23 protein-coding genes are annotated in these 23806 nt (G+C 72.2%); 14 read left to right on the top strand and 9 right to left on the bottom strand.

Going from position 1 to position 23806, the window contains the following annotated elements; all coding sequences use genetic code 11:
- Positions 1–103: 103 nt before the first annotated feature.
- Both K8U61_RS22475 and upp read right to left on the bottom strand, forming a co-directional pair.
- Entirely contained in the window at positions 104–1654 is a 1551-nt protein-coding gene (locus tag K8U61_RS22475; RefSeq protein ID WP_224125292.1) for a bifunctional 3'-5' exonuclease/DNA polymerase, read from the bottom strand.
- 74 nt (positions 1655–1728) lie between these two features.
- Positions 1729–2370 carry a uracil phosphoribosyltransferase gene (gene upp / locus K8U61_RS22470; RefSeq protein ID WP_224125247.1) on the bottom strand — a complete coding sequence of 214 codons (642 nt, stop codon included), beginning with the start codon at positions 2368–2370 and terminating at the stop codon, positions 1729–1731.
- A gap of 110 nt (positions 2371–2480) precedes the next feature.
- On the opposite strand from upp, the gene K8U61_RS22465 reads away from it, so the two are divergent.
- Positions 2481–2969 carry a tRNA adenosine deaminase-associated protein gene (locus K8U61_RS22465; protein WP_224125246.1) on the top strand — a complete coding sequence of 163 codons (489 nt, stop codon included), beginning with the start codon at positions 2481–2483 and terminating at the stop codon, positions 2967–2969.
- Between the two features lie 23 nt (positions 2970–2992).
- Complete coding sequence (locus tag K8U61_RS22460) at positions 2993–3424, top strand: nucleoside deaminase (RefSeq protein WP_224125291.1); 432 nt, start codon at positions 2993–2995, stop codon at positions 3422–3424.
- Between the two features lie 26 nt (positions 3425–3450).
- Here K8U61_RS22460 and K8U61_RS22455 read toward each other — a convergent pair whose 3' ends face one another.
- From K8U61_RS22455 to K8U61_RS22440, 4 genes are all read right to left on the bottom strand, one after another.
- On the bottom strand, positions 3451–4353 hold the full coding sequence (locus tag K8U61_RS22455; protein ID WP_224125245.1) for an NAD-dependent epimerase/dehydratase family protein: 903 nt from the start codon (positions 4351–4353) through the stop codon (positions 3451–3453).
- Between the two features lie 83 nt (positions 4354–4436).
- Positions 4437–4979 carry a cupin domain-containing protein gene (locus K8U61_RS22450; protein WP_224125244.1) on the bottom strand — a complete coding sequence of 181 codons (543 nt, stop codon included), beginning with the start codon at positions 4977–4979 and terminating at the stop codon, positions 4437–4439.
- Entirely contained in the window at positions 4976–5905 is a 930-nt protein-coding gene (locus K8U61_RS22445; protein ID WP_224125243.1) for an MBL fold metallo-hydrolase, read from the bottom strand. Before K8U61_RS22445 ends, K8U61_RS22450 begins: the two co-directional genes overlap by 4 nt.
- 97 nt (positions 5906–6002) lie before the next feature.
- Positions 6003–6935, bottom strand: coding sequence for a LysR substrate-binding domain-containing protein (locus K8U61_RS22440; RefSeq protein WP_224125242.1), 933 nt, complete (start codon positions 6933–6935; stop codon positions 6003–6005).
- Positions 6936–7015: 80 nt separating this feature from the next.
- On the opposite strand from K8U61_RS22440, the gene K8U61_RS22435 reads away from it, so the two are divergent.
- A complete protein-coding gene (locus tag K8U61_RS22435; protein WP_224125241.1) occupies positions 7016–7966 on the top strand; it encodes a LysR family transcriptional regulator in 951 nt (316 codons plus the stop codon).
- Here the strand turns inward: K8U61_RS22435 and K8U61_RS22430 are convergent.
- A complete protein-coding gene (locus K8U61_RS22430; RefSeq protein WP_224125240.1) occupies positions 7942–9309 on the bottom strand; it encodes an FAD-binding oxidoreductase in 1368 nt (455 codons plus the stop codon). The two genes, K8U61_RS22435 and K8U61_RS22430, sit on opposite strands and share 25 nt — an antisense overlap.
- A complete protein-coding gene (locus K8U61_RS22425) occupies positions 9309–10451 on the bottom strand; it encodes an FAD-dependent monooxygenase (RefSeq protein WP_224125239.1) in 1143 nt (380 codons plus the stop codon). The genes K8U61_RS22430 and K8U61_RS22425 overlap by 1 nt, the downstream gene beginning before the upstream one ends.
- 332 nt (positions 10452–10783) lie before the next feature.
- On the opposite strand from K8U61_RS22425, the gene K8U61_RS22420 reads away from it, so the two are divergent.
- The 11 genes from K8U61_RS22420 (at position 10784) to K8U61_RS22370 (ending at position 21149) form a co-directional block, all read left to right on the top strand.
- A complete protein-coding gene (locus tag K8U61_RS22420) occupies positions 10784–11944 on the top strand; it encodes a sugar ABC transporter substrate-binding protein (protein ID WP_224125238.1) in 1161 nt (386 codons plus the stop codon).
- A gap of 1 nt (position 11945) precedes the next feature.
- Positions 11946–13526, top strand: coding sequence for a sugar ABC transporter ATP-binding protein (locus tag K8U61_RS22415; protein WP_224125237.1), 1581 nt, complete (start codon positions 11946–11948; stop codon positions 13524–13526).
- The gene (locus K8U61_RS22410; RefSeq protein WP_224125236.1) at positions 13523–14596 is read left to right on the top strand and encodes an ABC transporter permease; all 1074 of its coding nucleotides are present in this window, start codon (positions 13523–13525) and stop codon (positions 14594–14596) included. The genes K8U61_RS22415 and K8U61_RS22410 overlap by 4 nt, the downstream gene beginning before the upstream one ends.
- Positions 14597–14738: 142 nt before the next feature.
- Positions 14739–15032, top strand: coding sequence for a putative quinol monooxygenase (locus K8U61_RS22405; protein WP_224125235.1), 294 nt, complete (start codon positions 14739–14741; stop codon positions 15030–15032).
- 2 nt (positions 15033–15034) lie between these two features.
- A complete protein-coding gene (locus K8U61_RS22400) occupies positions 15035–16021 on the top strand; it encodes a fumarylacetoacetate hydrolase family protein (RefSeq protein WP_224125234.1) in 987 nt (328 codons plus the stop codon).
- Positions 16018–17391: an aldehyde dehydrogenase family protein gene (locus tag K8U61_RS22395; protein ID WP_224125233.1), complete on the top strand. Its 1374-nt coding sequence runs from the start codon at positions 16018–16020 to the stop codon at positions 17389–17391. Before K8U61_RS22400 ends, K8U61_RS22395 begins: the two co-directional genes overlap by 4 nt.
- The gene (locus tag K8U61_RS22390) at positions 17388–17801 is read left to right on the top strand and encodes a VOC family protein (protein ID WP_224125232.1); all 414 of its coding nucleotides are present in this window, start codon (positions 17388–17390) and stop codon (positions 17799–17801) included. Before K8U61_RS22395 ends, K8U61_RS22390 begins: the two co-directional genes overlap by 4 nt.
- On the top strand, positions 17798–18571 hold the full coding sequence (locus K8U61_RS22385; RefSeq protein WP_224125231.1) for an SDR family NAD(P)-dependent oxidoreductase: 774 nt from the start codon (positions 17798–17800) through the stop codon (positions 18569–18571). The genes K8U61_RS22390 and K8U61_RS22385 overlap by 4 nt, the downstream gene beginning before the upstream one ends.
- A 16-nt stretch (positions 18572–18587) precedes the next feature.
- On the top strand, positions 18588–19535 hold the full coding sequence (locus K8U61_RS22380) for a VOC family protein (RefSeq protein ID WP_224125230.1): 948 nt from the start codon (positions 18588–18590) through the stop codon (positions 19533–19535).
- Between the two features lies 1 nt (position 19536).
- Positions 19537–20289 carry an SDR family NAD(P)-dependent oxidoreductase gene (locus K8U61_RS22375; protein WP_224125229.1) on the top strand — a complete coding sequence of 251 codons (753 nt, stop codon included), beginning with the start codon at positions 19537–19539 and terminating at the stop codon, positions 20287–20289.
- Positions 20286–21149, top strand: coding sequence for a fumarylacetoacetate hydrolase family protein (locus tag K8U61_RS22370; protein WP_224125228.1), 864 nt, complete (start codon positions 20286–20288; stop codon positions 21147–21149). The genes K8U61_RS22375 and K8U61_RS22370 overlap by 4 nt, the downstream gene beginning before the upstream one ends.
- Here the strand turns inward: K8U61_RS22370 and K8U61_RS22365 are convergent.
- The gene (locus tag K8U61_RS22365) at positions 21130–23460 is read right to left on the bottom strand and encodes a glycoside hydrolase family 3 protein (RefSeq protein ID WP_224125227.1); all 2331 of its coding nucleotides are present in this window, start codon (positions 23458–23460) and stop codon (positions 21130–21132) included. The two genes, K8U61_RS22370 and K8U61_RS22365, sit on opposite strands and share 20 nt — an antisense overlap.
- Positions 23461–23806: the final 346 nt, after the last annotated feature.

Here is a 23806-nt window from a genome sequence, read left to right as displayed (position 1 = left end):
CGCTGCCCCCGGCCGGGCATGTAACGCGGAGTTACGGGCGCTGCTGAGCCGTCATAACGCCACGGCAGGCCCCGTAACTCCGCGTTACATGTTTGCTGCCTGCCTACGCCTTCGCGGCCTCGGCGTACGACCGGACCACGGCGGTGGAGAGCGGGAAGTCGATCGGCAGGGTGCGGAAGAGCAGCCGGGACGCCGTCGCCGCGGCGGCCTCCAGCTCGGTGACCACGGCGTCGGCGAGGTCGGCGGGCGTGTGCACGACGACCTCGTCGTGGAGGAAGAAGACCAGGTGCGGCCGGGCGTCGAGCGGCCCCGTGCCGAGCCGCCACAGGCGGTTGCGCAGGTCGGCGATCCAGCACAGCGCCCACTCGGCTCCGGTGCCCTGCACGACGAAGTTCCGGGTGAAGCGGCCGTAGGCGCGGCGGTAGCGGTCCTGGCCGTCCCGGTCGGCCGGGGCCTCGTCGGGGTCGCGGTCCCAGTCCGCGACGAGTCGGGGGGAGCCTCGTCCCAGCAGCGTCCGCACCACCTCGCCGCGCTCGCCGGCCCGGGCGGCCTCCTCGACCAGGCCGAAGGCGGCGGGGTAGCGCCGGGTGAGTCCCGCGACCATCCGGCCGCTCTCGCCGGTGGTGGCGCCGTACATCGCGCCGATCAGCCCGAGCTTGGCGTCCGCGCGGGTCGCGACCGCGCCGTCGTCGACCATGCCCTGGTAGAGGTCGGCGCCGCGTGCGGAGCGGGCCAGCGCCCGGTCCCCGCTCATCCCGGCCAGGGTGCGGGGCTCGAGCTGGGCGACGTCGGCGACCACGAGCAGCCAACCGTCGTCGGCGACCGCTGCCGGTCGGACCTGGGCCGGGAACGAGAGGGCACCCCCGCCGTTCGACGCCCACCGGCCGGTGGTCGAGCCGGCGGGCTGGTACGACGGCCGGAAGCGGCCGTCGCGGACCCACTGGTCCATCCACGCCCAGCCGAAGGTGGAGAAGAGGTGGGAGAGCTGCTTGTAGCGCAGGAGCGGCTCGATGCCGTCGTGCTCCAGACCGCGCAGCGTCGACGCGCGGGTGTCGGCGACCTCGAGCCCGGCCCGGCGCAGCGCGGCCAGCAGCTCGGGTCGCGAGTCCGGGTTGAGACCGGGCGCGTGGAACGCCTCGCGCACCTCGACCGCGACCGCCTCGAGCCCGGTCGGCCGGGTGCCGCGCAGCGGCCGGGGTCCGAGCAGCTCGGTGAGCAGACGCTCGTGGAGGTCGACCCGCCAGGGCACCCCGGCGTACGTCATCTCCGCGGCGGCCAGCGCGCCCGAGGACTCGGCGGCGAGCAGGAGGCCCAGCCGCCCGGCCTCGGGGGAGGCGGCCACCGCGGCCAGCTGCCGGGCGTCCTCGAGGTCGGCGCGCAGGTGCTCGGCGGTGTCGTCGGCCGAGAAGAGGGCGGGGTCGCCGGGGACCGTCGGGCCGAGGCGGTCCCAGTGCTCCGACTGCTCGCCCGCCAGGAGCGTCGCGTCGACCGCGGGTGCCCCGGTCAGCAGGTGGTGGGTCAGCCGGAGGTCCTGGCAGCGCTCGACGCGGACGCCGGCCGCGAGCAGGGGCGGGTACCACCGGGCGGTGTCGTCCCACACCCAGCGCGGTGCGTCCGGCTCCCGCTCGCGCACGTACGCCGGCAGGTCGGCCAGCGCGATCGTCAGCTCGCTCCCGCCGGCGGTGACCAGCGCTCGGTCACCCGGCAGGCGCGACAGCGAGATCCGGTTCAGCCGACCACGCCGTAGAGCCGGTCGCCGGCGTCGCCGAGACCGGGGACGATGTAGCCCTTGTCGTTGAGGTGCTCGTCCATCGCGGCGGTGACGACGGTGACCGGGACGTCGAGGCCCTCGAGCTCCTTCTCGAGCCGGGCGCAGCCCTCGGGCGCGGCGAGCAGGCAGATCGCGGTGATGTGGTCGGCGCCGCGGTCGGTGAGGAACTTGATCGCGGCCGCGAGGGTGCCGCCGGTCGCGAGCATCGGGTCGAGCACGTAGCACTGGCGGCCGGACAGGTCGTCGGGCAGCCGCTCGGCGTACGTCGACGCCTCGAGGGTGTCCTCGTTGCGCACCATGCCGAGGAAGCCGACCTCGGCGGTCGGCAGCAGCCGCATCATCCCGTCGAGCATGCCGAGGCCGGCGCGCAGGATCGGCACCACCAGCGGCTTGGGCGTGGCCAGCGAGACTCCGGTGGTCGGGGCGACCGGCGTGACGATGTCGTAGGGCGCGACCCGCACGTCACGGGTGGCCTCGTAGGCCAGCAGCGTGACCAGCTCGTCGGCCAGGCGCCGGAACGTCGGCGAGTCGGTGTGCTCGTCGCGCAGGTGCGTGAGCTTGTGGGCGACGAGCGGGTGGTCCACGACGTGGGTGCGCATGCGCAAACCCTAGTGGGCTCGGGGCGAAAGGGGGTTGGCCGCTCCCGCCCGGTCTGACAGTCTGGAGAGCGACCGACGACCGCGGTGAGGCGACAGATCGGAGGAGTGCCATGACCGAGGAGCAGCTCGAGGCTGTGGACTTCGCCCTCGCCGCCTACCGCGAGGACGGCGAGTGGACGGTCGAGGAGCTCGCCCACGACGTCATCGAGGACGTGGAGACCCTGTCCCACGCGCTGCGTCGCTTCCCCGGTGACGGCGGTGCCGTCGGCATGGTCGCGGTCGACGAGGACTTCTTCGTGATCGTCCGGGTCGCCGGCGCCTCCACCCGCATCCTGCTCTCCGACATCACCGCCGCCGACGAGTGGGAGCTCGCGAGCTCCGCCGTCGACTTCCTGGGCCTGCCGCCGCCGGAGGACGAGGACGACCAGGTCCCGGCCGGCGACCTCGACCTGCTCGGCGACCTCGGCATGCACGCGATGGACATGGGCGTGCTGCTCGACGACGTCGACCTCTACCCCGACGAGATGCTCTCCGACGTGGCCCGCAGGCTCGGCTTCGGCGAGCTCTTCGACGACGCCGTCGGCCTGACCTCCGCGTGAGCACCAGCCCTTGGGACGACGCGATGGGCGTCGCCCTCGACGAGGCGCGCGCGGCGCTGGCGACCGGCGACGTCCCCATCGGTGCCGTCGTCCTCGACCCCAGCGGGACGCCGGTGGCGCGCGGCCGCAACGTCCGCGAGGCCGACCACGACCCGACCGGGCACGCCGAGGTGGTCGCGCTCCGCGCGGCCGCCGCGGCCCGGGGTGGGTGGCGCCTCGACGGCCACACGCTCGTGGTGACCGTCGAGCCCTGCACGATGTGCGCCGGCGCCGCCGTGCTGAGCCGGGTCGAACGGGTCGTCTTCGGCGCCTGGGATCCCAAGGCCGGCGCGCTCGGCAGCCTCTGGGACGTCGTCCGCGACCGCCGGCTCAACCACCGGCCCGAGGTGCGGGCCGGTGTGCGCGAGGCCGAGGCCGCGGCACTGCTCGGGGACTTCTTCGCCCAGCAGCGCTGAGGGACCCCGCGCCCGCCCGCCCGGGCTCAGCGCCGGCCGTCGTGCGGGGCGAGCACCTCGCGCCAGGAGTGCTGCGGGGCGAAGCCCAGCATGTCGCGTGCCTTGTCGATCGCGTAGAAGGTCTCGTCGGGCGCCATCTCGCGCCGGACCTCGACCCCGTCGTAGAAGCGCTCCCGCACCTCCTGCGTGGAGGCCGCGACCGACATGTCGGCGTTCGCGACGTTGAAGATCTGGTAGCCCAGGCCGTCGGTCTCCAGGCACCGCTGCACCATCTGTCCGAGATCGCGCGCGTCGATGTAGGCGAAGAGGTTGCGGCGTCGGAGCGCAGGCTCCTCGAGGAACGGGGGGAAGAGCTCGACGTACTCGTGCGGCTCGATGACGTTGTTGATGCGCAGGCCGTAGATGTCGGAGCCGGTCCGCGCCTGGAAGGACCGGGCCGTCACCTCGTTCGCGACCTTGGACATCGCGTAGGAGTCCTCGGGCACCGTGGGGTGCTCCTCGTCGACCGGGACATAGAGCGGCCGGCGCTCGCCCTGGGCGAAGCAGATGCCGTAGGTGGTCTCCGAGGAGGCGAAGACGATCTTCGGGACGCCGAGACGGGTGGCGGCCTCGAGCACGTGATAGGTGCTCAGCGTGTTGGTGGCGTACGTCGCGGCGTCGGAGCGCAGCAGGATCGCGGGGACCGCGGCGAAGTGGACCACCGCGTCGTACGCGGGCTTCTCCGGGAGGTCGAGCTCCTCGAAGGTGGCGAGACCGGCGAGCGCTGAGTACGTCTCGCCGGCATCGGTCAGGTCGACCCGCAGGTCGGCGACGCCGGGATGGTCGAGTGGTCGGAGGTCCGCGTTGGTGACGTGATGGCCCTGGGCGGCGAGGAAGGGCGCCACGTGCCGCCCGGCCTTGCCGCTGCCACCGGTGAAGAAGATCCGCATGGGGAGCGAGTACCCATCCGGCCCCGTTCCCTCCCGTGACGAGACGGCGCTCCCCGATCCGCCGGCGGATCGCGGCGCGGCGGTCAGTCCCGCGGACCGCCGTGCATCAGACCGTCCAGGCCGCCGATCGTCTCGACGAGTGCCGGGTCGAACTCCCCGTCGACGAGCACGAACACCACCGTCGCGACCTCGGAGCCGCGGTTGGCCCAGGCGTGGTCGGTGCCCCGCTGGACGACGACGTCGCCGGCCCGCAGGACCACCTCGGAGTCGTCGAGGACCAGCGTGATCTCGCCGGTGAGGACGATGCCGTAGTCGATCGACGCCGTGCGGTGCACCGGTGACTGCAGGCCGCGCTCGTCGAGGAAGCCAGGTGCGAACTCGTTGATCCGGATCTTCGTGCCCCGCGGGGGCGGGGGCACGGCGAGGGTGCGCTCGGTCGGCTCGTCCGGCTCGACGGCGCGCACGACGGCGGGTGCGCCCTCGGTGTTCCAGATCTCGTGGAAGTGGACGCCGTCCTGGGGGATCTCCCGGCTGACCGGGACCGGTCCGTCGGACAGCACGACCGACACGCCCTCGGGCGTGTGGCCCGTGACGACGCGGCGCGGTGCGCTCCCGGGGGCGCTCATGCGTGGCTCACGATCGGGCCGCCGTGGAGCGCGACCATCTCGGACCACAGCGCCGGGATGCTGAGGGGGACCGACGGCTCGAGGTCCGAGAGCTCGACGTAGGCCCGGTGCAGGTTGCACACGACCCGCTCGCCCTCGGCCCACGCGCGGTAGGGGCCGTCCCGGTGCTCCAGGGCGGCCTCGAGCGGGCTGAGCCCGGCGGCGATCGACTCCCGGGCGACGGCTTCGGTCCAGTCGACGTAGGCCTCGAGCTCGTCGAGGACCCGACCCACCTCCTCGCCCCGACAGACCGGTCCGTGACCGGGGAGCAGCACCTCCGGTGCCAGCTCGCGCATCCGGCGTACGGCGTCGCGGAACCCGTGCATCGAGCCCTCCAGGAAGATCGGGTGACCGCCCCCGGAGAAGGCGAGGTCGCCCGCGAACATGACGCGCTGCTCCGGCAGCCAGACACCGACGTCGTGGGTCGAGTGGGCGGGTCCCAGGACCCGCAGCTCCACCGGGAAGCCGTCGAGGTGCAGCGTGACGTCGCCCCCGATCGTGAGGTCCGGTGGACGCACCGTGAGGTCGCCGTAGTCGGCGGGCAGCTCCTGCGTCGCGGCGAGACCGGCGCGGCGGACGCCCTCGCGGCACAGGTGATGGCCGATGATCGTGGTCCTCGCCGGCAGGAAGCCGTTGCCGTAGGTGTGGTCCGGGTGGTGGTGGGTGTTCACCGCGAGCCGCGGACCGTGGGGCGCGACCCGGGAGACCTCGGCGAGCAGCGCACGGTTGCGCTTCTCGGTCGAGGTGGTGTCGACCAGGACCGCGTCGCCCGAGGCGTCGGTGATCACGCCGCAGTTGTTGACCATCCACCCACCGGCGGGCTGCACGTAGGCATGGACGCCCGGAGCCAGCTCGTCCAGGTACGCCGTTCCGTCGTTCCATGTCATGGGGCCAAGTCAGCCGCACGGTGGCGGTGGTCACAAGGGATCGAGCCATCGCGGCCTCCGATCGCAGCCATCCGCGAACCCGGCGTCGTCGTCCGGGTCAGCCCTGGTCGTCCTCGACCTCGATGGCCACGTCGTGCAGGAGGTGCCGGAGCCACACGACCGCCGGGTCCTTCTCGCGCCGGGGGTGCCAGTGTGCGGCCTCGGTGATGCGCACAGGGTCGAGCGGCGTGGTGGCCACGACCAGGTCCAGGCTCGCCAGGCAGCGGCGGGCCAGCCGCGATGGCACGAAACCGCACATGTCGGTGCCGGCGATGGCGAACGGGAGGGTGAGCAGGCTGGTCACCTGGACCAGCACCGGCCGTCCCTCGACGCCCTTGTCCGAGAGCTCGATCTCGAGCGGCCGTGGCCGTCCGGCTGGGGCGAACTCCGCCACGACGTGCGGAGTGGTGCGCAGGTCGTCGAGCGACAGTCCTCCATCGAGCAGCCGCGGGTGGTCGCGCGCGACCAGGCAGACCAGGTGGTCGGTGAACACCGGCTGGATCCGCCCGGGGAAGTCGAAGCCCAGCGGGGCGATGATCAGGTCGCGTCGCATCAGCTGGGTCTCGACCTGGTCGGGTCGCACGTCGACGGGGTCGAGCGCGACGGTGCACCCGGGCGCCCGTTCGCCGACCATGCGGGTGAGCGGCTCGGCCAGCACGGTCATGGCATACTCCGACATGCTGACCGAGAAGCGGCGCTTGCTGGTGGCCGCGTCGAAGTCGCGCTGGTTGCCCAACAGCAGCTCGGCGGCCTCGACCGCCTCGGCTACCGCGGGCCGGATCTGCTCGGCCAGGGGGCTGAGCTCGAAGCCGCGGCCCGAGCGCACCAGGAGCTCGTCGTCGAAGTGCTTGCGCAGCCGGGCAAGGGCACCGCTCATGGCCGGCTGGCTCATCGTCATCCGCTCGCCGGCGTGGGTGAGGTTGCGCTCCTCCAGCAGGGCGTGGAGGGTGAGCAGGAGATTGGCGTCGACTTCGCGCAGCCGTTCCTTCACCCGACCCCCTCTGTGACCGTGCTCACCCGGTGGTCCCAGACTGTAGTGGTGACGTCGGTCCGGTGGGAAAGGTGGGAGTGATGGCACTGGGAGGCTCCGACCTCAACCTGCTGCTGCCGCTCAAGGTGCTGCTGGAGGAGGCGAACGTGACCCGCGCGGGTCAGCGGCTGCAGCTCAGCCAGCCCGCGATGAGCGCCGCCCTGGCCCGGCTGCGTCGGCGCTTCGACGACGAGCTCCTCGTCCGTGCCGGTCGCGACTACGAGCTGACGCCGTTCGCCCGCGACCTGCTGCCGGACGTCCAGCACGCCGTCACGTTGGTCAGCTCCGCGCTCCGGCTGGAGGACGGCTTCGACCCGGGCACCAGCGAGCGCACCTTCCGCCTCACCATGAGCGACTACGCGATCGCGGTGCTGCACGAACCGCTGGTCCGGTTGGTGGAGGAGGAGGCGCCGGGGGTGCGGCTGAGCATCGGTCACCTGGGGCCGGACAGCCGCTCCTCGGACCGGGTGCTCGTCGACAACGACGTGATCGTGGCTCCCGCGGGCTTCGGCTTCCCCGGGCTCTCCCGTCCGCTGTGGAGCGACCGGATGGTCGTGATCGCCGACCGCGACAACCCGCGCCTCGCGGACGGCCAGCTGAGCCTGGAGGACCTCGCCGCACTGCCGCACGCCGTCGGCTCCTTCGGGCACGGTGTGCTGACGCCGGTGGACCGGGTCTTCGGCGAGGCGCGGGTCGAGCGCCGGATCGCCCTGCACGTCTACGGCTTCCTGCCGCTCCTCTTCGTGATCGAGGGAACCGACATGGTCGCCGTGGTCCCGGAGCTCCTGGCCCACCAGCACCTGCGGGCCAACAGTCGCCTGGTCGAGGTCGAGCCGGCCTTCGGCGACATCGCCGTCCTCGCGGAGGCCTACTGGTTCGCCGAGAACCGGCTCGCCGATCCCGCGCACCGCTGGCTCTTCGGCCGACTGGACGCCGCCGCGGCCGAGCTCGCCGAGCGGAACCGGCCTCACCCCTCGCTGGCGAGCCAGTAGTTGCGGTTGGTCGCGCCGCCCGGCCCGGCCAGGTAGGAGACGAACAGCCGGTCGGGGTCCCGGTCGGCGTACACCTGCTGCATCCGCGCCCATGCCTCGTCCGACATGAAGCGCAGCTGGCGTCGCGAGAGGTCGCTGTCGCCGAGGTACTGACCGACGGTGACCGGCTCGAGGTCGGCCATCGCGCCGGCGAGCCAGGACTGGCAGCGTTCGTCGTCGTCGGGCGACTCCCAGAGCACGTACGACGCCAGGTAGATCTCGGACTGGACCGAGAAGGCCATGTCGGGCAGCTCGCGCAGCGGCGCCATCGAGAACCAGATCGTGAAAGCCTTGTCGTTCGGCAGCGTCGTGTAGGCGCGACGCATGGCCGGGACCACCTCGGCAGCGGTGCCGGACAGCCAGGCGTTGTCGACCGCCCAGCGGTGGCCCTCGGGGTTGTCCTCGAGCTGGCGGGCTCGCTCCTTCTCCGGCGTGGTGGGCTGGTTGTCGACGACGAAGAGCGCCCGGTCGAGGGCCGGGTTCGCGCGGAACGGAGCGAGCGCCGCCTCGGCCTCGTCCTCGGACTCGACCATGGCCAGCGCGGTGACCAGGAGGATCGGCTCGGCCGACACGGTCAGGTCGGTTTTGGTGAGCGCAACGATCTCGACGGTGTCGGCGATCGAGCCGTGGGTGTCGTGCAGCCAGGTCATCACCTCGTCGAAGTCGTCGAGGTGGAAGCCCTGCACCGTGTGCGCGAAGTGCGCCGGCAGCGGCCGGGTCTGCAGGTGGAAGCGGGTGACCACGCCGGGGAAGCCGGGCCCGGCGCCGCGCGCGGCCCAGAAGAGGTCGGAGTTCTGGGTCGCGTCAGCGCGCACCAGCTCCCCCGACGCGGTCACCACATCGATCGCCACGACGTGCTCGGCGGCCCAACCCCAGCCGCGGGCGTTCCAGCCCTGGCCGCCCTGGAGCAGGAAGCCGCCGATGCCGACCGTCGGGCAGTGGCCGCCGAGGAAGAAGCGGCCGCGTTCGGCGAGGTACGGCGCCAGCTCGGCGCCGCCCTGGGTCGACGGGGAGGCGGTCACGATGCCGCTCTCCTCGTCGTACGAGATCTCCCTCAGGCCGCCGAGGTCGATGACGAGCGCGTCGTCGCGCACCGACCACTGCGCCCAGCTGTGCCCGCCGGAGCGGACAGCCACCTGCCAACCGCGGTCGTGCGCGAGACGGACGGCAGCTTGCACGTCCGCCTCGGTCTCGGCCCGCACGACCGCGGCCGGCTGGCGATCGGGGAGGCGACGGTTGAAGATCCGGTCGAACCGCGCCTCCTCGAAACCCTCCTCGTCGCGGGTGATCAGGGGGACCTCCATCACGCGGGCTCCACCAGCGCGTGCAGGGTCTGGCCCATGATCCGGCCGGGGTCCGCGCCCGGGGTGTCCGGGTGGATCTCCCAGTCGGCCAGGGTGAGACTGTTGTCGAGCACCATCTTCACCCGGGGGAAGCGGCGCTCCATGAAGGCCGGGAGCACGTCCTCCACCTTGTCACCGCCGGTGACCATCTCGGCCAGGATCACCGCGTCCTCGGCGCACATCGCCGCGCCCTGCGCGATCAGCGGCGGGCACGCGTGCGCGGCGTCGCCGATGATGATCGTGCGTCCGCGGAACCACGGGCTCTCCACGCAGATCGCCTCGATCCACTGGTAGTTGACGATCGCGTCGTCGGCCAGGCTGGCACGGATCTCGCCCCACACGCCGCCGTAGCCCTCGCTGCGCTCCTTCAGCTCCTTGCCGCGCGGGCCCTCGCCCAGGTACTCGGGGTCGAGGTTCTCCTCCAGGAGGAATGCGTAGCAGAGATCCTCGGAGATCGGGGTGTAGCCGGCCTTGTACTTCGGGCCGCCGTAGTACATCTCCGAGCAGTCCATCTCGGCCGGTCGCTTCGCGATCGTCCGCCAGATACCCATCCCCACCCGCTCCGGCTCGTCGGTGATGCCGATCATGCCGCGCACCTTCGACCGGATGCCGTCGGCGCCGACCAGGAGGTCGACCGTCTCCCGGGTGCCGTCGGAGAGGGTGACGGTGACCGAGCCGCCGTGGTCGTCGATGGCGGTCAGCGTCGTGCCGAGGCGTACGTCGACGCCGGCCGCCACGACCTCCGCCGCGAGGATGTCGGCCAGGTCGCCGCGGACCGCGCCCATGGTGCCGGGCAGGTCCGGACCGCCCATCGGCGGCGTCTGGATCTCGGCGATCACCTGGCCGTCGGCGGTCTTCAGCCGCAGGTGGTTGAACACGAAGCCGCGCTCGGCCAGCTGGTCGTAGATCCCCACGCTCCGGAACGCCTTGAGCGCGTTGCCCTGGAGCGTGATCCCGTGCCCGACCCCGCCGAGTGAGGGCCGCAGGTCGACGAGGACCACCTCCACGCCCTTCTGGGCCAGGGCCAGCGACAGGACGCCGCCGGTGATGCCGCCCCCGACGACGAGGACGCGGTCGACGGTGGAGGACGGGGACTCGGACATGGGGGCTCCTTCTGCCTGTGTGGTCGGTCACAGGAAACCCGTGAGGTCGACGCGGCGGAACCCTGCTCGCGCTGATGCCAGCCATCGGTCGATCCCGCGCCACAGGTGGTGCACAGGGTTCCCACCGTCACGGCACAGCCGACGCCGCGACCGTCCGGTCCCACGGCGGCGGCGCACGGGTGGTGGCTCGGCTTCGGTCCGGCAGAGGCGAATGCCTGGCATTCGCACGAGCGTTTTCCCTTCGCCGCCGGGGTGGGTCAGTCTTCCGAGGTGATCGGGGTCACAAGACCCTGGACAGGCGGCGAGGGCCGTCGATGACGAAGGAGAGGCACATGAGCCAGAAGTCCACGGCGGCCCCGAGGGCCGTGGCGCTGGTCGCCATCGCGATCCTCGCGATGCTGGCGGCCGGGTGTTCGAGCGGGTCGTCGTCCGACAACTCCGCGGCGACCGAGGCCACCAGCGACACCGCCAAGCAGGCGCTGGAGGCGGCCTACAAGGGCGAGACCGGCACGCCGCCCACCGAGGCGACGACGCCGAAGTCCGGTGTCAACGCGTGGGTCATCTCGTGCGGCCAACAGGTTCCTTCCTGCGCCACTCCGGTGGCCGGGATCGTCGAGGCCGCCAAGGCCATCGGCTGGTCCACCAAGGTCTGCGACGGCCAGCTGAACCCTGACGGGTGGGCGACCTGCGTCGACCAGGCCACGACCGCGAAGGCGGACGTCGTGTTCCCGGTCGGGATCGACTGCGCGAGCATCCAGAAGCCGTTCGAGCAGGCCAAGGCCGCAGGCGTCGCGATCATCGGAGCCGGCGGTGCCGACTGTGCGTCCACCGGTGGCAGCCAGGTCTTCGACACCGAGCGGCTCCAGCTGCCCGACACCACCATCGACGAGTACTGGAAGAAGGCCGGCGCGACCGTGGCCGACTACCTGATCGGGTCGACCGACGGCAAGGCGAAGGTGCTCGAGCTCAAGTTCACCTCGCCCATCTGGGGACCCTGGCTGACCGAGGGCTTCGAGACCGAGCTGGCCACCTGCGACGACTGCGAGGTGGTCGGCAGCATCGACATCGCCAACGAGGACTTCGCCGGCACGGCCGCCACGGACAAGTTCACCGCAGCGCTGCAGAAGTACACCGACGCCAACGCGGTCTACGTGCCCGTCGGGGGCTGGATGTCCACCGGGTTCGGCGCCGCGGTCAAGGCCAGCGGGCGCGCGAACGACATGGTGGTCGCCTCCGGCTTCGGCGACGCGTCGACGATGGACCTGATCCGCTCGGACGGCGGCCTGAACGCCGCCCTCGGCTACGCGACCGAGTGGGGATCCTACGGCTCGGTCGACGAGGCGATCCGCGTGCTGAACGGCGAGGACCCGGTCGTCGAGGGCGATGGCTTCCAGATGGTCGACGCCGACCACAACATGCCGGCCGAGGGTGACTACGTCGGCGGCGGCGTCGACTTCAAGGCCGACTACCTCAAGACCTGGGGAGTCAGCTGACATGACGGCCGCTCCCGACCTCCCGACCGTGACCGAGGGCGCCACGGCGCTCTCGATCTCGGGGCTGACCAAGCGCTTCGGGGCCACGCTGGCCCTCGACGAGGCCTCGCTCGCCGTCCGACCCGGAACCGTGCACGCCCTGCTGGGCGGCAACGGCTCGGGGAAGAGCACGTCGATCAAGGTGCTCGCGGCCGTTCACCAGGCCGACGCCGGTCAGCTCACGGTGGGAGGTCGGGAGTACGACCTGCGCTCCTTCGACTCCGTGGACGCGCGGGCCGCCGGCCTGCGGTTCGTCCACCAGGACCTCGGCCTCTTCGACGGCCTGTCGATCGCCGAGAACTTCGCCCTGGACGCCGGCTTCCCTCTGCAGGCGGGCACCCGGATCCGGTGGGCCCACCTGCATGAGCGGGTCACGAGCGTGCTCGACTCCTACGAGCTGCACGTCGACCCGCGGACGCCGATCAACGAGCTGCGGCCGGCCGACCGCACCATGGTCGCCATCGCGCGCGCCCTCCAGGACGCCGACACCAGCGCCGACGGCGAGTCCCTGATCCTCGTGCTGGACGAGCCGACAGCCTCGCTCGCCCAGCACGAGTCGGCCCTGCTGCTGGCCCGGATCCGGCGCCTCGCCGACCAGGGTCAGACCGTCGTCCTGGTCAGCCACCGGATGAGCGAGGTGCTCTCCGTGGCCGACGACTTCACGATCTTCCGCGACGGGCGGACCGTCGCGACCCTGGTCGACGCCTCGCCGACCGAGGACGAGCTGGTCGAGCTCATGGCCGGCCGCGCGGTCGACGCGCTCCGGCCGGTCGCCGCCAGCAGCGCCGCCGACGAGCTGCGCCTCGAGGTCCGCGGCCTGGTCAGCGGCCCGCTCGCCGGCATCGACCTCCAGGCCCGCCGCGGCGAGATCGTCGGCGTCGCCGGCCTGGTCGGCTCGGGCCGCAGCTCGTTGCTGCGCACGATCTTCGGCGACCTCAGCCCGCGCGCCGGCACCATGAGCATCAACGGCCGCCCGCACGTACCCCGGGACGTCGCCGGCGCGATGCGCGACGGCGTCGCCCTCGTGCCGGAGGACCGCGGTCGCGAGGCGGCGTTCGCCGACCTGACCATCGCCGACAACCTGTCGATGACGCGACTGCGCACCTACTGGTCGTGGCGCGGGATGAACGCGCGGGCCGAGCAGGACGTCAGCCGCCGGCTGATCTCCGACTTCAGGGTCAAGGCCTCCGGCCCGGCCGCACCGTTCACCTCGATGTCGGGCGGCAACCAGCAGAAGGTGATCCTGGCCCGCTGGCTCCAGCGGGACCCGGCGGTCCTTCTCCTCGACGAGCCGACCCAGGGCGTGGACGTGATGTCCCGGGTCGACATCTACCGCACCGTCCGCGAGGCCGCGCGCCGCGGCACGGCCGTCCTCGTCGCCTCCTCGGACGCGAGCGAGCTGCTGGCCCTGTGCGACCGCATCGTGATCATCCGCGAGGGCCGGGTGGACGAGGACCTCGACGCCGAGACCCTCGACCCCGATGACCTCACCCGCAAGCTGCTGCGCGCCACGAGCGTGCGTCAGGAGGACGAGACCGCATGAGCATCACCAACGAGCCCGTGACCCAGGAGGCGGCGGCGATGACGAACACCGAGCAGAGCACCCCGGCCGAGAGCGCCGCGACGAGCACCGGTCGACACCGACCGAGCTCCCACTCGTTCCTCGGGTTCGCCGAGCGCTACGCGTTGCTGGGTCTCTTCGTGCTGATCTGCATCGTCTTCACGCTCAACCCGACCAGCGGCGACGTCTTCGCGTCGATGAACAACGTCAACGCGGTGCTGCGCGGGCAGACCGCGGTCGCGATGATCGCCCTGGCCGCCGTCTTCCCGCTGGTGACCGGCAACATCGACTTCTCGCTCGGGGCGACCTGCGCGTCGTCCATGGTGCTCTCGGCCGGCCTGATGTCCAACCACGGCACGCCCCTGCTCGTCTGCGTGGTGGTGTGCGTGGCCTTCGGCGCTCTGGTCGGGCTGTTCAACGGCGTGATGGTGACGCGCTTCCGGCTCGACCCCTTCGTGACCACCCTGGGTGTCGCCACCCTGCTCGGCGGTGTCATCCAGTGGTACACCGGTGGCCAGACCATCTACCAAGGCATCTCGACCACCCTGACCGACTTCAGCTACTCCAAGATCGCCGGGCTGCCCCAGGTCACCGCCATCGTCGTCGTGATCGCCGTGGTGGCGTGGTACCTGCTCGCGCAGACGCCCTTCGGTCGCTCGCTCTACGCGATCGGGTCGAACCCCGAGTCCGCCAAGCTCGTGGGCCTCCCGGTGCGGCGCAACGTGATGCTGACCTTCGTCCTCGGCGGCACGATCGCCGGCGCGGCCGGGCTCCTGCGCCTCGCCGTCCAGGGCAGCGCGACCTCCGACTCCGGCACCTCGCTGCTCTTCCCCGCCCTCGCCGCCGTCTTCCTGGGCGCGACCGCGATCCGCCCCGGGTTCTTCAACGTCGTCGGGACCATGATCGGGGTCCTCTTCGTGTCGTTCTCGGTCAGCGGCCTGACGCTCTCGGGCGTCGACTCGGCCGTCCAGTACGTCTTCAACGGCGCCGCCCTGCTCGTCGCGGTCGGCTTCTCGACCTATCTCGGGATCCGTCGCCGAGCCCGGGGTTGACGCCTCATGGGACCTGATGCCAGCCATCGGATCCTGTGCTTTCCCCGGGGCTGTCCCTCGCGCCTAGCGTGAGAGGACCGTCACGAACCACCGTGCCCGAACCACTCACGAACCACCCGCGAACCATTCTGAGGAGCCTTCCATGGCCTTTGTCGTCAGCGCCGTCTGGACCGCCGAGCCCGGTCAGGAGGGCGTCGTGCTCGACGCGATCGAGAAGCTCGGGCCGCTCTCGCGCGAGGAGCCGGGCAACCGGGTCTACCAGGCGTTCCAGGACCCCGAGGAGCCGCTCGTCTTCCGCCTGTTCGAGATCTACGACGACCAGGACGCCGCGGACGCGCACTGGGCCTCCGAGCACTTCAAGCAGTACGCCCTCGAGCAGGCGATCCCGGTGCTGGCCTCCCGTGAGCGCGCCTTCTACGAGACGATCGGCGGCTGATCGTGCGTCTCGCCACCTTCCGTGGGCGCGACGACGAGTCGCACGTCCGTCGGGTCGGCCTCGTCCTCGGGCAGGGTGACCACGTCCGCGTGCACCCGTTCGACGCCGGCTTCGACCTCGTCGAGCTGCTCGCCGAGTCGGCCGAGTGGCGGGACTCGCAGGCCGACGTCGCCGCCGCCGGCGACGGGCTCGCGCTCGACGAGATCCTGCTGCTGCCGCCGGTCTACCCGGTCGCGATGCGCGACTTCCTCACCTTCGAGGCGCACGTCGACGGCATGGAGCGCGGGCACGGCAGCCCCGGGGTCCCGGACGCCTGGTACGACGCGCCGGTCTTCCTCTTCATGGCGCCGCACGCGGTGACCGGGCCGTACGACGACGTCGCGATGCCGCCCGACACCGAGCGGCTGGACTTCGAGCTCGAGGTCGCCGCGATCGTCGTGCGCGACGTCTCGGACGTCACCCCGCAGGAGGCCCGGTCCGCGATCGGCGGCTACTGCGTGATGAACGACTGGTCCGCGCGCGACGTGCAGGGCAAGGAGATGAGCCTCAAGCTCGGACCTTCGAAGGGCAAGGACTTCGCCACCACGATCGGACCATGGGTGGTCACCCCCGACGAGCTCGAGGACTGCCGCGACGCGGACGGGTTCCTCGACCTGAAGATGAGCGTGAAGGTCAACGGCGTCGAGGTCGGCACCGACCGGTCCGGCAACATGGGCTGGTCCTTCGAGCAGCTGGTCTCCCACGCGTCCCGGGCGTCCTGGGTCAAGGCAGGCGAGGTGCTCGCGTCCGGGACCTGCTCGACCGGGTCGCTGGCCGAGTCGTGGGGTCGCAACGGGTCGCTGACCCCGCCGCCGCTGCAGGTCGGCGACGTCGTGGAGATGACCATCGAGCGGCTCGGCACGATCCGCAACACCGTCGGCCCGCGCGAGGAGTCGGTGGCGCCGGTCGCCCCCGCCCGTCGCCGCTCCCGGCTCGAGGCGTCGGCATGACCGCGCTGTCGTCCGGGGAGGTCGTCACCCGCGACCCCGCCACGGGCGAGGTGCTCGCGTCGTACGCCGCGCACGACGAGGCGGGCGTCGAGGCCGCGCTGGCGGCGACGTACGCCGCCGCGCAGGTCTGGGCCGCCACGCCGCTCGCGGAGCGGCTGGGCCTGCTGCGGTCGGTCGGGAAGCTGCTGACCGAGCGGCGTGAGGAGTACGCCGCGCTGATCACCGCCGAGATGGGCAAGCCGCTCGCCGAGGCGCTGGGCGAGGTCGACAAGTGCGCGTGGAACTGCGACGTCGTCGCCGACCTCGCGCCCGGCTGGCTGGCCGACCACGAGATCGCCTCCGACGCCGCGCGGTCGTGGCTGTCCTACGAGCCGCTCGGCGTGGTCTTCGCGGTGATGCCGTGGAACTTCCCCTTCTGGCAGGTGCTCCGCTTCGCCTCGGCCGCGCTGGCGGCCGGCAACGCGGCCCTCCTCAAGCACAGTCCCGACGTGACCGGCTCCGCGCTCGCGATCGAGCAGCTCTTCGCCGACGCCGGAGAGATGACCGGCGCACCCGACGGGCTCTTCCGGTCGCTGGTGATCGCCGCCGAGGACGTCGCCGACGTCTCCCGGCGGATCGTCGCGGACCCGCGGGTCGCCGCGGTCACGCTGACCGGCAGCGAGCGCGCCGGTGCCTCGATCGCCGCGGCCGCCGGTGCCGCGATCAAGAAGACCGTCCTCGAGCTCGGCGGGTCCGACCCGTTCGTGGTGCTCGCCGACGCCGACGTCGAGGCCGCCGCGGCGACCGCGGTGAAGGCGCGGTTCACCAACACCGGCCAGTCGTGCGTGTGCGCGAAGCGGTTCGTCGTCCATGCCGACGTCGCCGAGGAGTTCACCGCGCGCTTCGTGGACCACATGAGCCTGCTCGAGGTCGCGCCGATGGCCCGCGAGGACCTCCGCGACCAGATCGTCCGCCAGGTCGAGGCCACCGTCGCGCAGGGCGCCCGGCTCGTGACCGGCGGCCGCGCGATCGACGCGCCGGGCTGGCACATGGAGCCGACGCTGCTGGTCGACGTCGAGCCGGGGATGACCGCGTTCGACGAGGAGACCTTCGGTCCGGTCGCGACCATCACCGTGGCCCGCGACGACGACCACGCCGTCGAGCTCGCCAACGCCACCACCTTCGGGCTCGGTGCCTCGGTCTGGGGTGCGCCCGGCCACGCGCTCGCGGTCGGCCGGCGGATCAGGTCCGGAGCCCTCTTCGTCAACGCGATGGTCGCCTCCGACCCCCGGCTCCCCTTCGGTGGCACCGGCCGCAGCGGCTACGGCCGCGAGCTCTCCGCCGAGGGCGTGCGCGAGTTCACCAACGTCCGGACCATGGTGGTCGCATGAACTTCGACCACGTCGGTCTCAACGTCGCCGACCTCGACGCCATGTCGGCCTGGTACTGCAAGGCGCTCGACCTCGCCATCGAGTTCGAGTTCGCCCTGGAGCACGTCGACTTCCGCGGCGCGATGCTCAGGTCGTCGGACGGCTGGCGGCTCGAGCTTCTCCGTCGACCCGACTCGCAGCCGGGCCTCCAGGCGGCCAACCCGGTCGAGGCGGCGCTGACCCGCGGCTTCGGCCACCTCGCGCTCGACGTCCCCGACGTGGACGCGGCGTACGACGCCCTGGTGGCGCTCGGCGCCGAGGACCGGATGTCGCCGCGCCCCTCGCCGGAGCCGGGGGTGCGGATGGCCTACGTCGCCGACCCCGAGGGCAACCTCGTCGAGCTCCTCGACCGGACGGCGGCCGTGCGATGACCGGACGGCTGGACGGCAAGATCGCGCTGATCACCGGCGTCGGCGGCGGCATGGGTGTCACGGCAGCGCGACGCTTCGCGGCCGAGGGCGCCAAGGTCGTCGGCTGCGACCTCCACGACGCGGGCGCGAAGGAGACCGAGGAGCTGGTCCGCGCCGAGGGCGGCGAGATCTCCTGCTTCGGCGGGGTCGACCTCGGCGACGCGGACGCTGCCCGTGCGTGGGTCGACGCCGCGGTCGCGACGTACGACGGCATCGACGTCCTCTACAACAACGCCTCGACCCAGCGCTTCGCGCCGCTCGAGGAGCTGTCGGTGGCGGACTGGGACTTCACCATGCGCAACGAGCTCGACCTCGTCTTCTACACGGTGAAGGCCGCGTGGCCACACCTGAAGAACCACGGCGGCGGCTCGATCATCAACGTGGGCTCGATCGCGGCGCTGCGCGGCGTGGAGTTCATGGCGCAGAACGCGCACAGCACGGCCAAGGGCGGCGTCATCTCGCTGACCCTGCAGCTGGTCGTCGAGGGCGGGCCGCACGGCATCCGCGCCAACGTGATCAGCCCCGGCATGACCGAGACCCCCAACACCGCCCCGCTGCTGGCGGACCCGCCCGAGCGGATGCGGAAGGTCGTCCTCGACCGGATCCCGCTCGGTCGCCACGGCCGGCCCGAGGACGTCGTCAACGCGGCGGTCTTCCTCGCCTCCGACGAGTCGGCGTGGATCAGCGGCACCAACATCGTCATCGACGGCGGCGCGTCCGTCCTCGGTTGAGCAAAGGAGAGAGCACATGAGTCACCTCAACGAGCACGGGATCACCCACCTGCGCCACGTCGACCTCGCGGTGCCGGACTTCGAGGTCCAGCGGTCGTTCTACAAGGACACCTGGGGCCTGACGGAGCAGGGCAAGGACGGCAACGTCTCCTACTTCGCCGCCGAGGGCTCTCCCGAGCAGTACATCGTGCGGCTGCGCGAGTCCGAGGAGAAGCGTCTCGACCTGCTCGCCTTCGGCATGACCGACGCGGCCGCCGTCGACGCCTTCGCCCAGAAGCTCGGCTCGGCCGGTGTCCAGCTGGTCAGCGAGCCCGGCGAGCTCCAGACCGCGGGCGGCGGCTACGGCTTCCGCTTCTTCGACGTGGACGGCCGCACCGTCGAGCTCTCCAGCGACGTCGAGACCCGCCAGCACCGCGAGATCGAGGAGAAGGAGGCCATCCCGGTCCGCCTCTCGCACGCGGTGATGAACTCCCAGGACCCCAACCGCACCCGCGACTGGTACGCCAACGTGCTCGGCTTCAAGCTCTCCGACACGCTCTGGGGCGAGCACATGGGCGAGATGATGCACTTCATGCGGTGCAACGACTGGCACCACAGCCTGGCGATCGCGCGCGGCCCGCACACGTCGGTCCATCACGTCTCCTTCGAGATGCGCGGCCTGGACGAGTACATGTACGGCACCGGTCGCGTGATGCGCGCCGGCATCAAGAAGATCTGGGGCCCGGGCCGTCACCACGCGGGCAACAACACCTTCACCTACTTCCTCGACCCGTCGGGCAACACGATGGAGTACACGACGGAGCTCGAGCGGCTCACCACCGACGAGTGGCACCCGAGCGTCTACGACATCGCCGACCCGATGACCCAGGACCTGTGGGGCACCGCCGACCCGATGAGCGAGTTCATCGCGCGCGACTCCTTCAACGACCCCGACAAGGGCCTCTTCGTCGCACCGCCCGTCTGACATGCGGGATCTCACGGGCAAGGTCGTCGTCGTCACCGGCGCGGCCCGCGGCCAGGGCGCGGCCGAGGCCGAGGCGCTCCGGACGGCGGGGGCGACGGTCGTCGCGACCGACGTGCTGCCCTTCCCCGACGGGGAGGGCCGGCACCTCGACGTGACGTCGCCGGAGGACTGGGCGGCCCTGGCCGCCTCGCTCCGGGACGAGTACGGCGCGGTGCACGCGCTGGTCAACAACGCCGGCGTGGCCGCCCGCGAACGGCTGCCGCACGTGTCGCTCGACGTGTGGCAGCGGACCTTCGACATCAACGTCACCGGGCCGATGCTCGGTATCCAGGCGCTGGTGCCGCTGATGCCCCCGGGATCCTCGATCGTCAACATCTGCTCGGTCGCGGCGGTCTCGGGTCACGCAGCCGCGGCGTACACCGCCTCGAAGTGGGCGCTGCGCGGGCTGACCCGGTCGGCCTCGCTGGAGCTCGGGTCGACGCGTGGCATCCGGGTCAACGCGGTGATGCCCGGGCTTGTCGACACCCCGCTGATGGAGTCGGCGCCGCCGGCGTTCTTCGACGCCGCGCTGGCCGAGATCCCGCTCGCGCGGGTGGGGACGCCGGCGGACATCGCGCCGACGATCGTCTTCCTCGTCTCCGACGACTCGTCGTACTACAACGGCGCCGAGATCGTCATCGACGGCGGCATGGCCGCGCACGTCACCCACAAGCGGATCGCCGACGCGACGCGACCGCCGGAGGCGACGGCGTGAGGTTCGCGACGCTGCCCCAGGGGGCGGTCGTGCTCTCCGAGGACGGCGCCCACCCGCTGCCGATGCCGCTCGACGAGCTGATCGCGCTGGGACTGCCGCGCGCCCTCGAGGTGGGGTCGGCGGCGCTGCTCGACCCGTCGACGCCGTACGCCGAGGCCGACCTGCTGCTGCCCTACAAGCCGCCGGCGGTCCGGGACTTCGTCACCTTCGAGTCGCACGTCGAGGGCGTGCGCCGCAGCGTCGACAACGCGAGCGGCGTGCCGGCGGCGTGGTACGACGCGCCCACCTTCTACTTCACCAACCCGCACGCCCTCTACGGCCCGGGCGCCGCGATCCCGCGGCCCGCCACCTGTCGGGCGCTGGACTTCGAGCTCGAGGTCGGCGTGGTGCTCGGCTCGGGCGGGTCGTCGCTGTCGGTGACCGAGGCCGCGGACGCCATCTTCGGCTACACGATCGTCAACGACTGGTCGGCCCGCGACCTCCAGTCGCGCGAGATGCAGGTGGGGCTGGGGCCCGCGAAGGGCAAGGACTTCGCGACCTCGATCGGGCCGTGGATCGTCACCGCCGACGAGCTCCCGTCGCTCGACCTGCTCTGCCGCGTGTCGGTCAACGGTGTGCCCGTTGGCTCGGACCGGCTCTCGCACATGCACTGGTCGTTCGCCGAGATGATCGCCTACGCCTCGCGCGACTCCGTCGTCGTGCCCGGCGACCTCCTCGCCTCCGGCACCACCGGCGGCGGTGGGTGCCTCGCCGAGCTCTGGGGTCGCGCGGGCGCCCAGGTCCCGCCGCCCCTCGAGCCCGGCGACGTGGTCACCATGGAGGTCGAGGGGATCGGGACGCTCACCGGCTCGGTGGCGTGAGCCGCACCTCGCCGCGGAGGTCGCCGAGCCCGCGCGCGACGTGGAGCGTGCCGCTCGTGATCGGACGCCAGCCCGCGTCCGTCCAGGTGCGCATCGCGCGCCGGTCGAGGGTCACGTCCACCCGGCGCCGCTCTCCGGGAGCGAGGTCGGCGGTCGTCCGGCCGACCAGGCGGATCGGCTCGTCGGTGTCGTCGGGCTGCAGGTAGACCTGCACGACCTCGCGGGACGGACGGGCGCCGACGTTGGTGAGGTCTGCGGTCAGCGTGTCGCCGTCGAGGGCGGCGTCGCCGTACTCCCACTCGCCGTAGCCGAGCCCGTGGCCGAACCAGTACGCCGGCGCGGGGGCCTTGCGGGCGGCGTAGCCGCGGTAGCCGACGAAGACGCCCTCGTCGTACGAGAGGCGGCCGTCGGTCGGGACGACGTCCCAGGCGGGGGAGGCCCCGTCGGCGACGGGGAAGCTGGTGACCAGCCGGCCCGCGGGCTCGACCTCGCCGCGCAGCGCGGCGGCGACGGCGTGGCCGCCCTCCTGGCCGGGCAGGCCGGCCCACAGGATCGCGGCGACCTCGTCGCGCCACGGCATCAGGACCGGGGTGGCGGCGTTGACGACCACGACGGTGCGGCGGGCCGCAGCGGCGACCGCGGAGACCAGCTCGTCCTGGCGGCCGGGCAGCGCGAGCGTGGACTTGTCGAAGGCCTCGGTCTCCTGCTCCTCGGTGAGCCCGACGACCACCACGGCGACGTCGGCGGCCGCGGCTGCGGCGGCGGCGGCCGCGATCGCCTCGTCGTCGGTCGGCGGGGTCGGCTCGACGACGAGCCCGAGGCCGGACCACGCGCCCAGGGTGATGTCGACGGCCAGCTCGGTCGGGTGGTCGAGGACGACGTCGGTCTGCCAGCCCGGCGGCCGCAGGAAGTCGCCGCCGATGTCGTCGGACTCGGACCCGAGGGTGACCTCGTGCCGCTCGTCGCCGATGGAGAGGGTGGCGGTGCCGACGCCGAGGAAGCCCACGCGCATCGCGCCCGCGGGGACCTCGGTGGACATGACGACCCGGGTCACGGGCTCGGCGAGCTCCTGGTCCGGCATCGCGCCCACGGTCTTCGCCTCGGCCGAGACCTCGTCGGAGAGCTGGGCCCCGGAGGCGCCGTACCGCTGCACGCGCATGGTCGTCCGGCCGGCCCGGGGGCGAGCGCGGACGGCGACGCCGTCGACGACCGTCACCTCCGGCATCGCGTCGGCGATGCTCACCTGGTGCGGCGCGCGCACCGACGCGGACCCGCCGCCCATGCAGGTGGTCTCGCGGACGGGGCGTCCGATCAGGACCGCCGTCCGGTCCGGGGTGAGCGGGAGGGTGCCGTCGTTGCTGAGCACGGTCATGCCCTCGGCGGCGAGGCGGGTGAGCTGCTCGCGGCGTACGTCGCTGTCCGGCGCGGGGAGGTCGGTGCGCCACGTCCGGGTGCTGTCGAGCGCGCCGACCTTCTGGGCGAGGCCGAGGAGCCGTCGGAGGTGGTCGTCGACCGTCGCCTCGGCGACCTCGCCGCTCTCGACGGCTGCGGTGAGGGCCGGCCCCCAGGGGCCGACGGGGCCGGGCATGACGAGGTCGAGGCCGCCGTTGGCGGCGGGGCCGGCCGACTTCGTGGCGAACCAGTCCGACATCAGCAGCCCGTCCCAGCCCCACTCCTGCTTGAGGACCTCGTTGTTGACGTGCTGGTGCTCGGTGGCGGGCACGCCGTTGACGTCGTTGTACGCCGCCATCACCGACCACGGGTCGGCGTCCTCGACGGCGATCTCGAAGGGCAGCAGGTAGAGCTCGCGCAGGGTCCGCTCGTCCACGACGCTGTCGACCGTGTGTCGCTCGGTCTCCGCCTCGTTGGCGACGAGGTGCTTCACGCAGGCGCCGATCCCCTGTGCCTGCAGGCCTCTGACGTACGCCGCCGCCAGGTGGCCGGTGAGCAACGGGTCCTCGGAGTAGGCCTCGAAGAGCCGCCCGCCGAGCGGGGTGCGGTGGAGGTTGACCGTCGGGCCGAGCACGACGTGGATCTCCTGCCGCTCCGCCTCCTCGGCCAGCAGCCGACCCACCTCCTCGGCCGTCTCGGTGCGCCACGACGACGCCAGCAGGGTCGCGTTGGGGAAGAGGCAGGTCAGCGGCCCGCCCGTGAAGTCGAGCCCGCGCACCCCCGTCGGCCCGTCCGAGAAGGCCATCTCCCGCAGCCCGATCTCGTCGTCCCCGCGCAACGTGAACATGCTCGCGCCCGTCAGCAGCCGCACCTTCCGCTCCACCGGCAGCCGTGCGACGCGCTCCTCCAGGTCTCCCATGCCCCCACCCTGCCAGTGCTCGGTGTCGACGTCCGTTGGTTGAGGTGCGAGGCGCGCCAACCGATGTCCGCTGGTTGAGGTGTGAGGCGCGCCATCCGATGTCCGCTGGTTGAGGTGTGAGGCGCGCCAGCGCCGAGCCTCGAAACCCGGTGAGCCGGGCGGCGTCTGGTGTGCGTCACGGGACTGTCGGCGAATCGGCGCACACCTCAAGGTAACGATCTCGACAGTTGTCCACATCCCGGTCAAAACAAGGGTTCTGAGCATCTCAGTGAAGCTCCTATGGGTGTCAAGCGGCGCGGATCCAGGCGCGGTAGCGGTCGACGAGGGCGGTGTCGATGAACAGTCC

This window comes from Nocardioides mangrovi (genome assembly GCF_020073815.1).
In the GTDB taxonomy this organism is placed as follows: Bacteria; Actinomycetota; Actinomycetes; order Propionibacteriales; family Nocardioidaceae; genus Nocardioides; species Nocardioides mangrovi.
Note: the sequence above shows the minus strand (reverse complement) of the source record. Positions and strands in the feature narration are given on the sequence as shown.

Coding starts and splice junctions, on each gene's coding strand:
- upp (WP_224125247.1), bottom strand. CDS start 2,370: ATGCGCACCCACGTCGTGGACCACCCGCTCGTCGCCCACAAGCTCACG.
- K8U61_RS22375 (WP_224125229.1), top strand. CDS start 19,537: ATGCGGGATCTCACGGGCAAGGTCGTCGTCGTCACCGGCGCGGCCCGC.
- K8U61_RS22435 (WP_224125241.1), top strand. CDS start 7,016: ATGGCACTGGGAGGCTCCGACCTCAACCTGCTGCTGCCGCTCAAGGTG.
- K8U61_RS22395 (WP_224125233.1), top strand. CDS start 16,018: ATGACCGCGCTGTCGTCCGGGGAGGTCGTCACCCGCGACCCCGCCACG.
- K8U61_RS22410 (WP_224125236.1), top strand. CDS start 13,523: ATGAGCATCACCAACGAGCCCGTGACCCAGGAGGCGGCGGCGATGACG.
- K8U61_RS22415 (WP_224125237.1), top strand. CDS start 11,946: ATGACGGCCGCTCCCGACCTCCCGACCGTGACCGAGGGCGCCACGGCG.
- K8U61_RS22450 (WP_224125244.1), bottom strand. CDS start 4,979: ATGAGCGCCCCCGGGAGCGCACCGCGCCGCGTCGTCACGGGCCACACG.
- K8U61_RS22465 (WP_224125246.1), top strand. CDS start 2,481: ATGACCGAGGAGCAGCTCGAGGCTGTGGACTTCGCCCTCGCCGCCTAC.
- K8U61_RS22460 (WP_224125291.1), top strand. CDS start 2,993: ATGGGCGTCGCCCTCGACGAGGCGCGCGCGGCGCTGGCGACCGGCGAC.
- K8U61_RS22385 (WP_224125231.1), top strand. CDS start 17,798: ATGACCGGACGGCTGGACGGCAAGATCGCGCTGATCACCGGCGTCGGC.
- K8U61_RS22365 (WP_224125227.1), bottom strand. CDS start 23,460: ATGGGAGACCTGGAGGAGCGCGTCGCACGGCTGCCGGTGGAGCGGAAG.
- K8U61_RS22445 (WP_224125243.1), bottom strand. CDS start 5,905: ATGACATGGAACGACGGAACGGCGTACCTGGACGAGCTGGCTCCGGGC.
- K8U61_RS22390 (WP_224125232.1), top strand. CDS start 17,388: ATGAACTTCGACCACGTCGGTCTCAACGTCGCCGACCTCGACGCCATG.
- K8U61_RS22425 (WP_224125239.1), bottom strand. CDS start 10,451: ATGTCCGAGTCCCCGTCCTCCACCGTCGACCGCGTCCTCGTCGTCGGG.
- K8U61_RS22405 (WP_224125235.1), top strand. CDS start 14,739: ATGGCCTTTGTCGTCAGCGCCGTCTGGACCGCCGAGCCCGGTCAGGAG.
- K8U61_RS22380 (WP_224125230.1), top strand. CDS start 18,588: ATGAGTCACCTCAACGAGCACGGGATCACCCACCTGCGCCACGTCGAC.
- K8U61_RS22455 (WP_224125245.1), bottom strand. CDS start 4,353: ATGCGGATCTTCTTCACCGGTGGCAGCGGCAAGGCCGGGCGGCACGTG.
- K8U61_RS22430 (WP_224125240.1), bottom strand. CDS start 9,309: ATGGAGGTCCCCCTGATCACCCGCGACGAGGAGGGTTTCGAGGAGGCG.
- K8U61_RS22420 (WP_224125238.1), top strand. CDS start 10,784: ATGAGCCAGAAGTCCACGGCGGCCCCGAGGGCCGTGGCGCTGGTCGCC.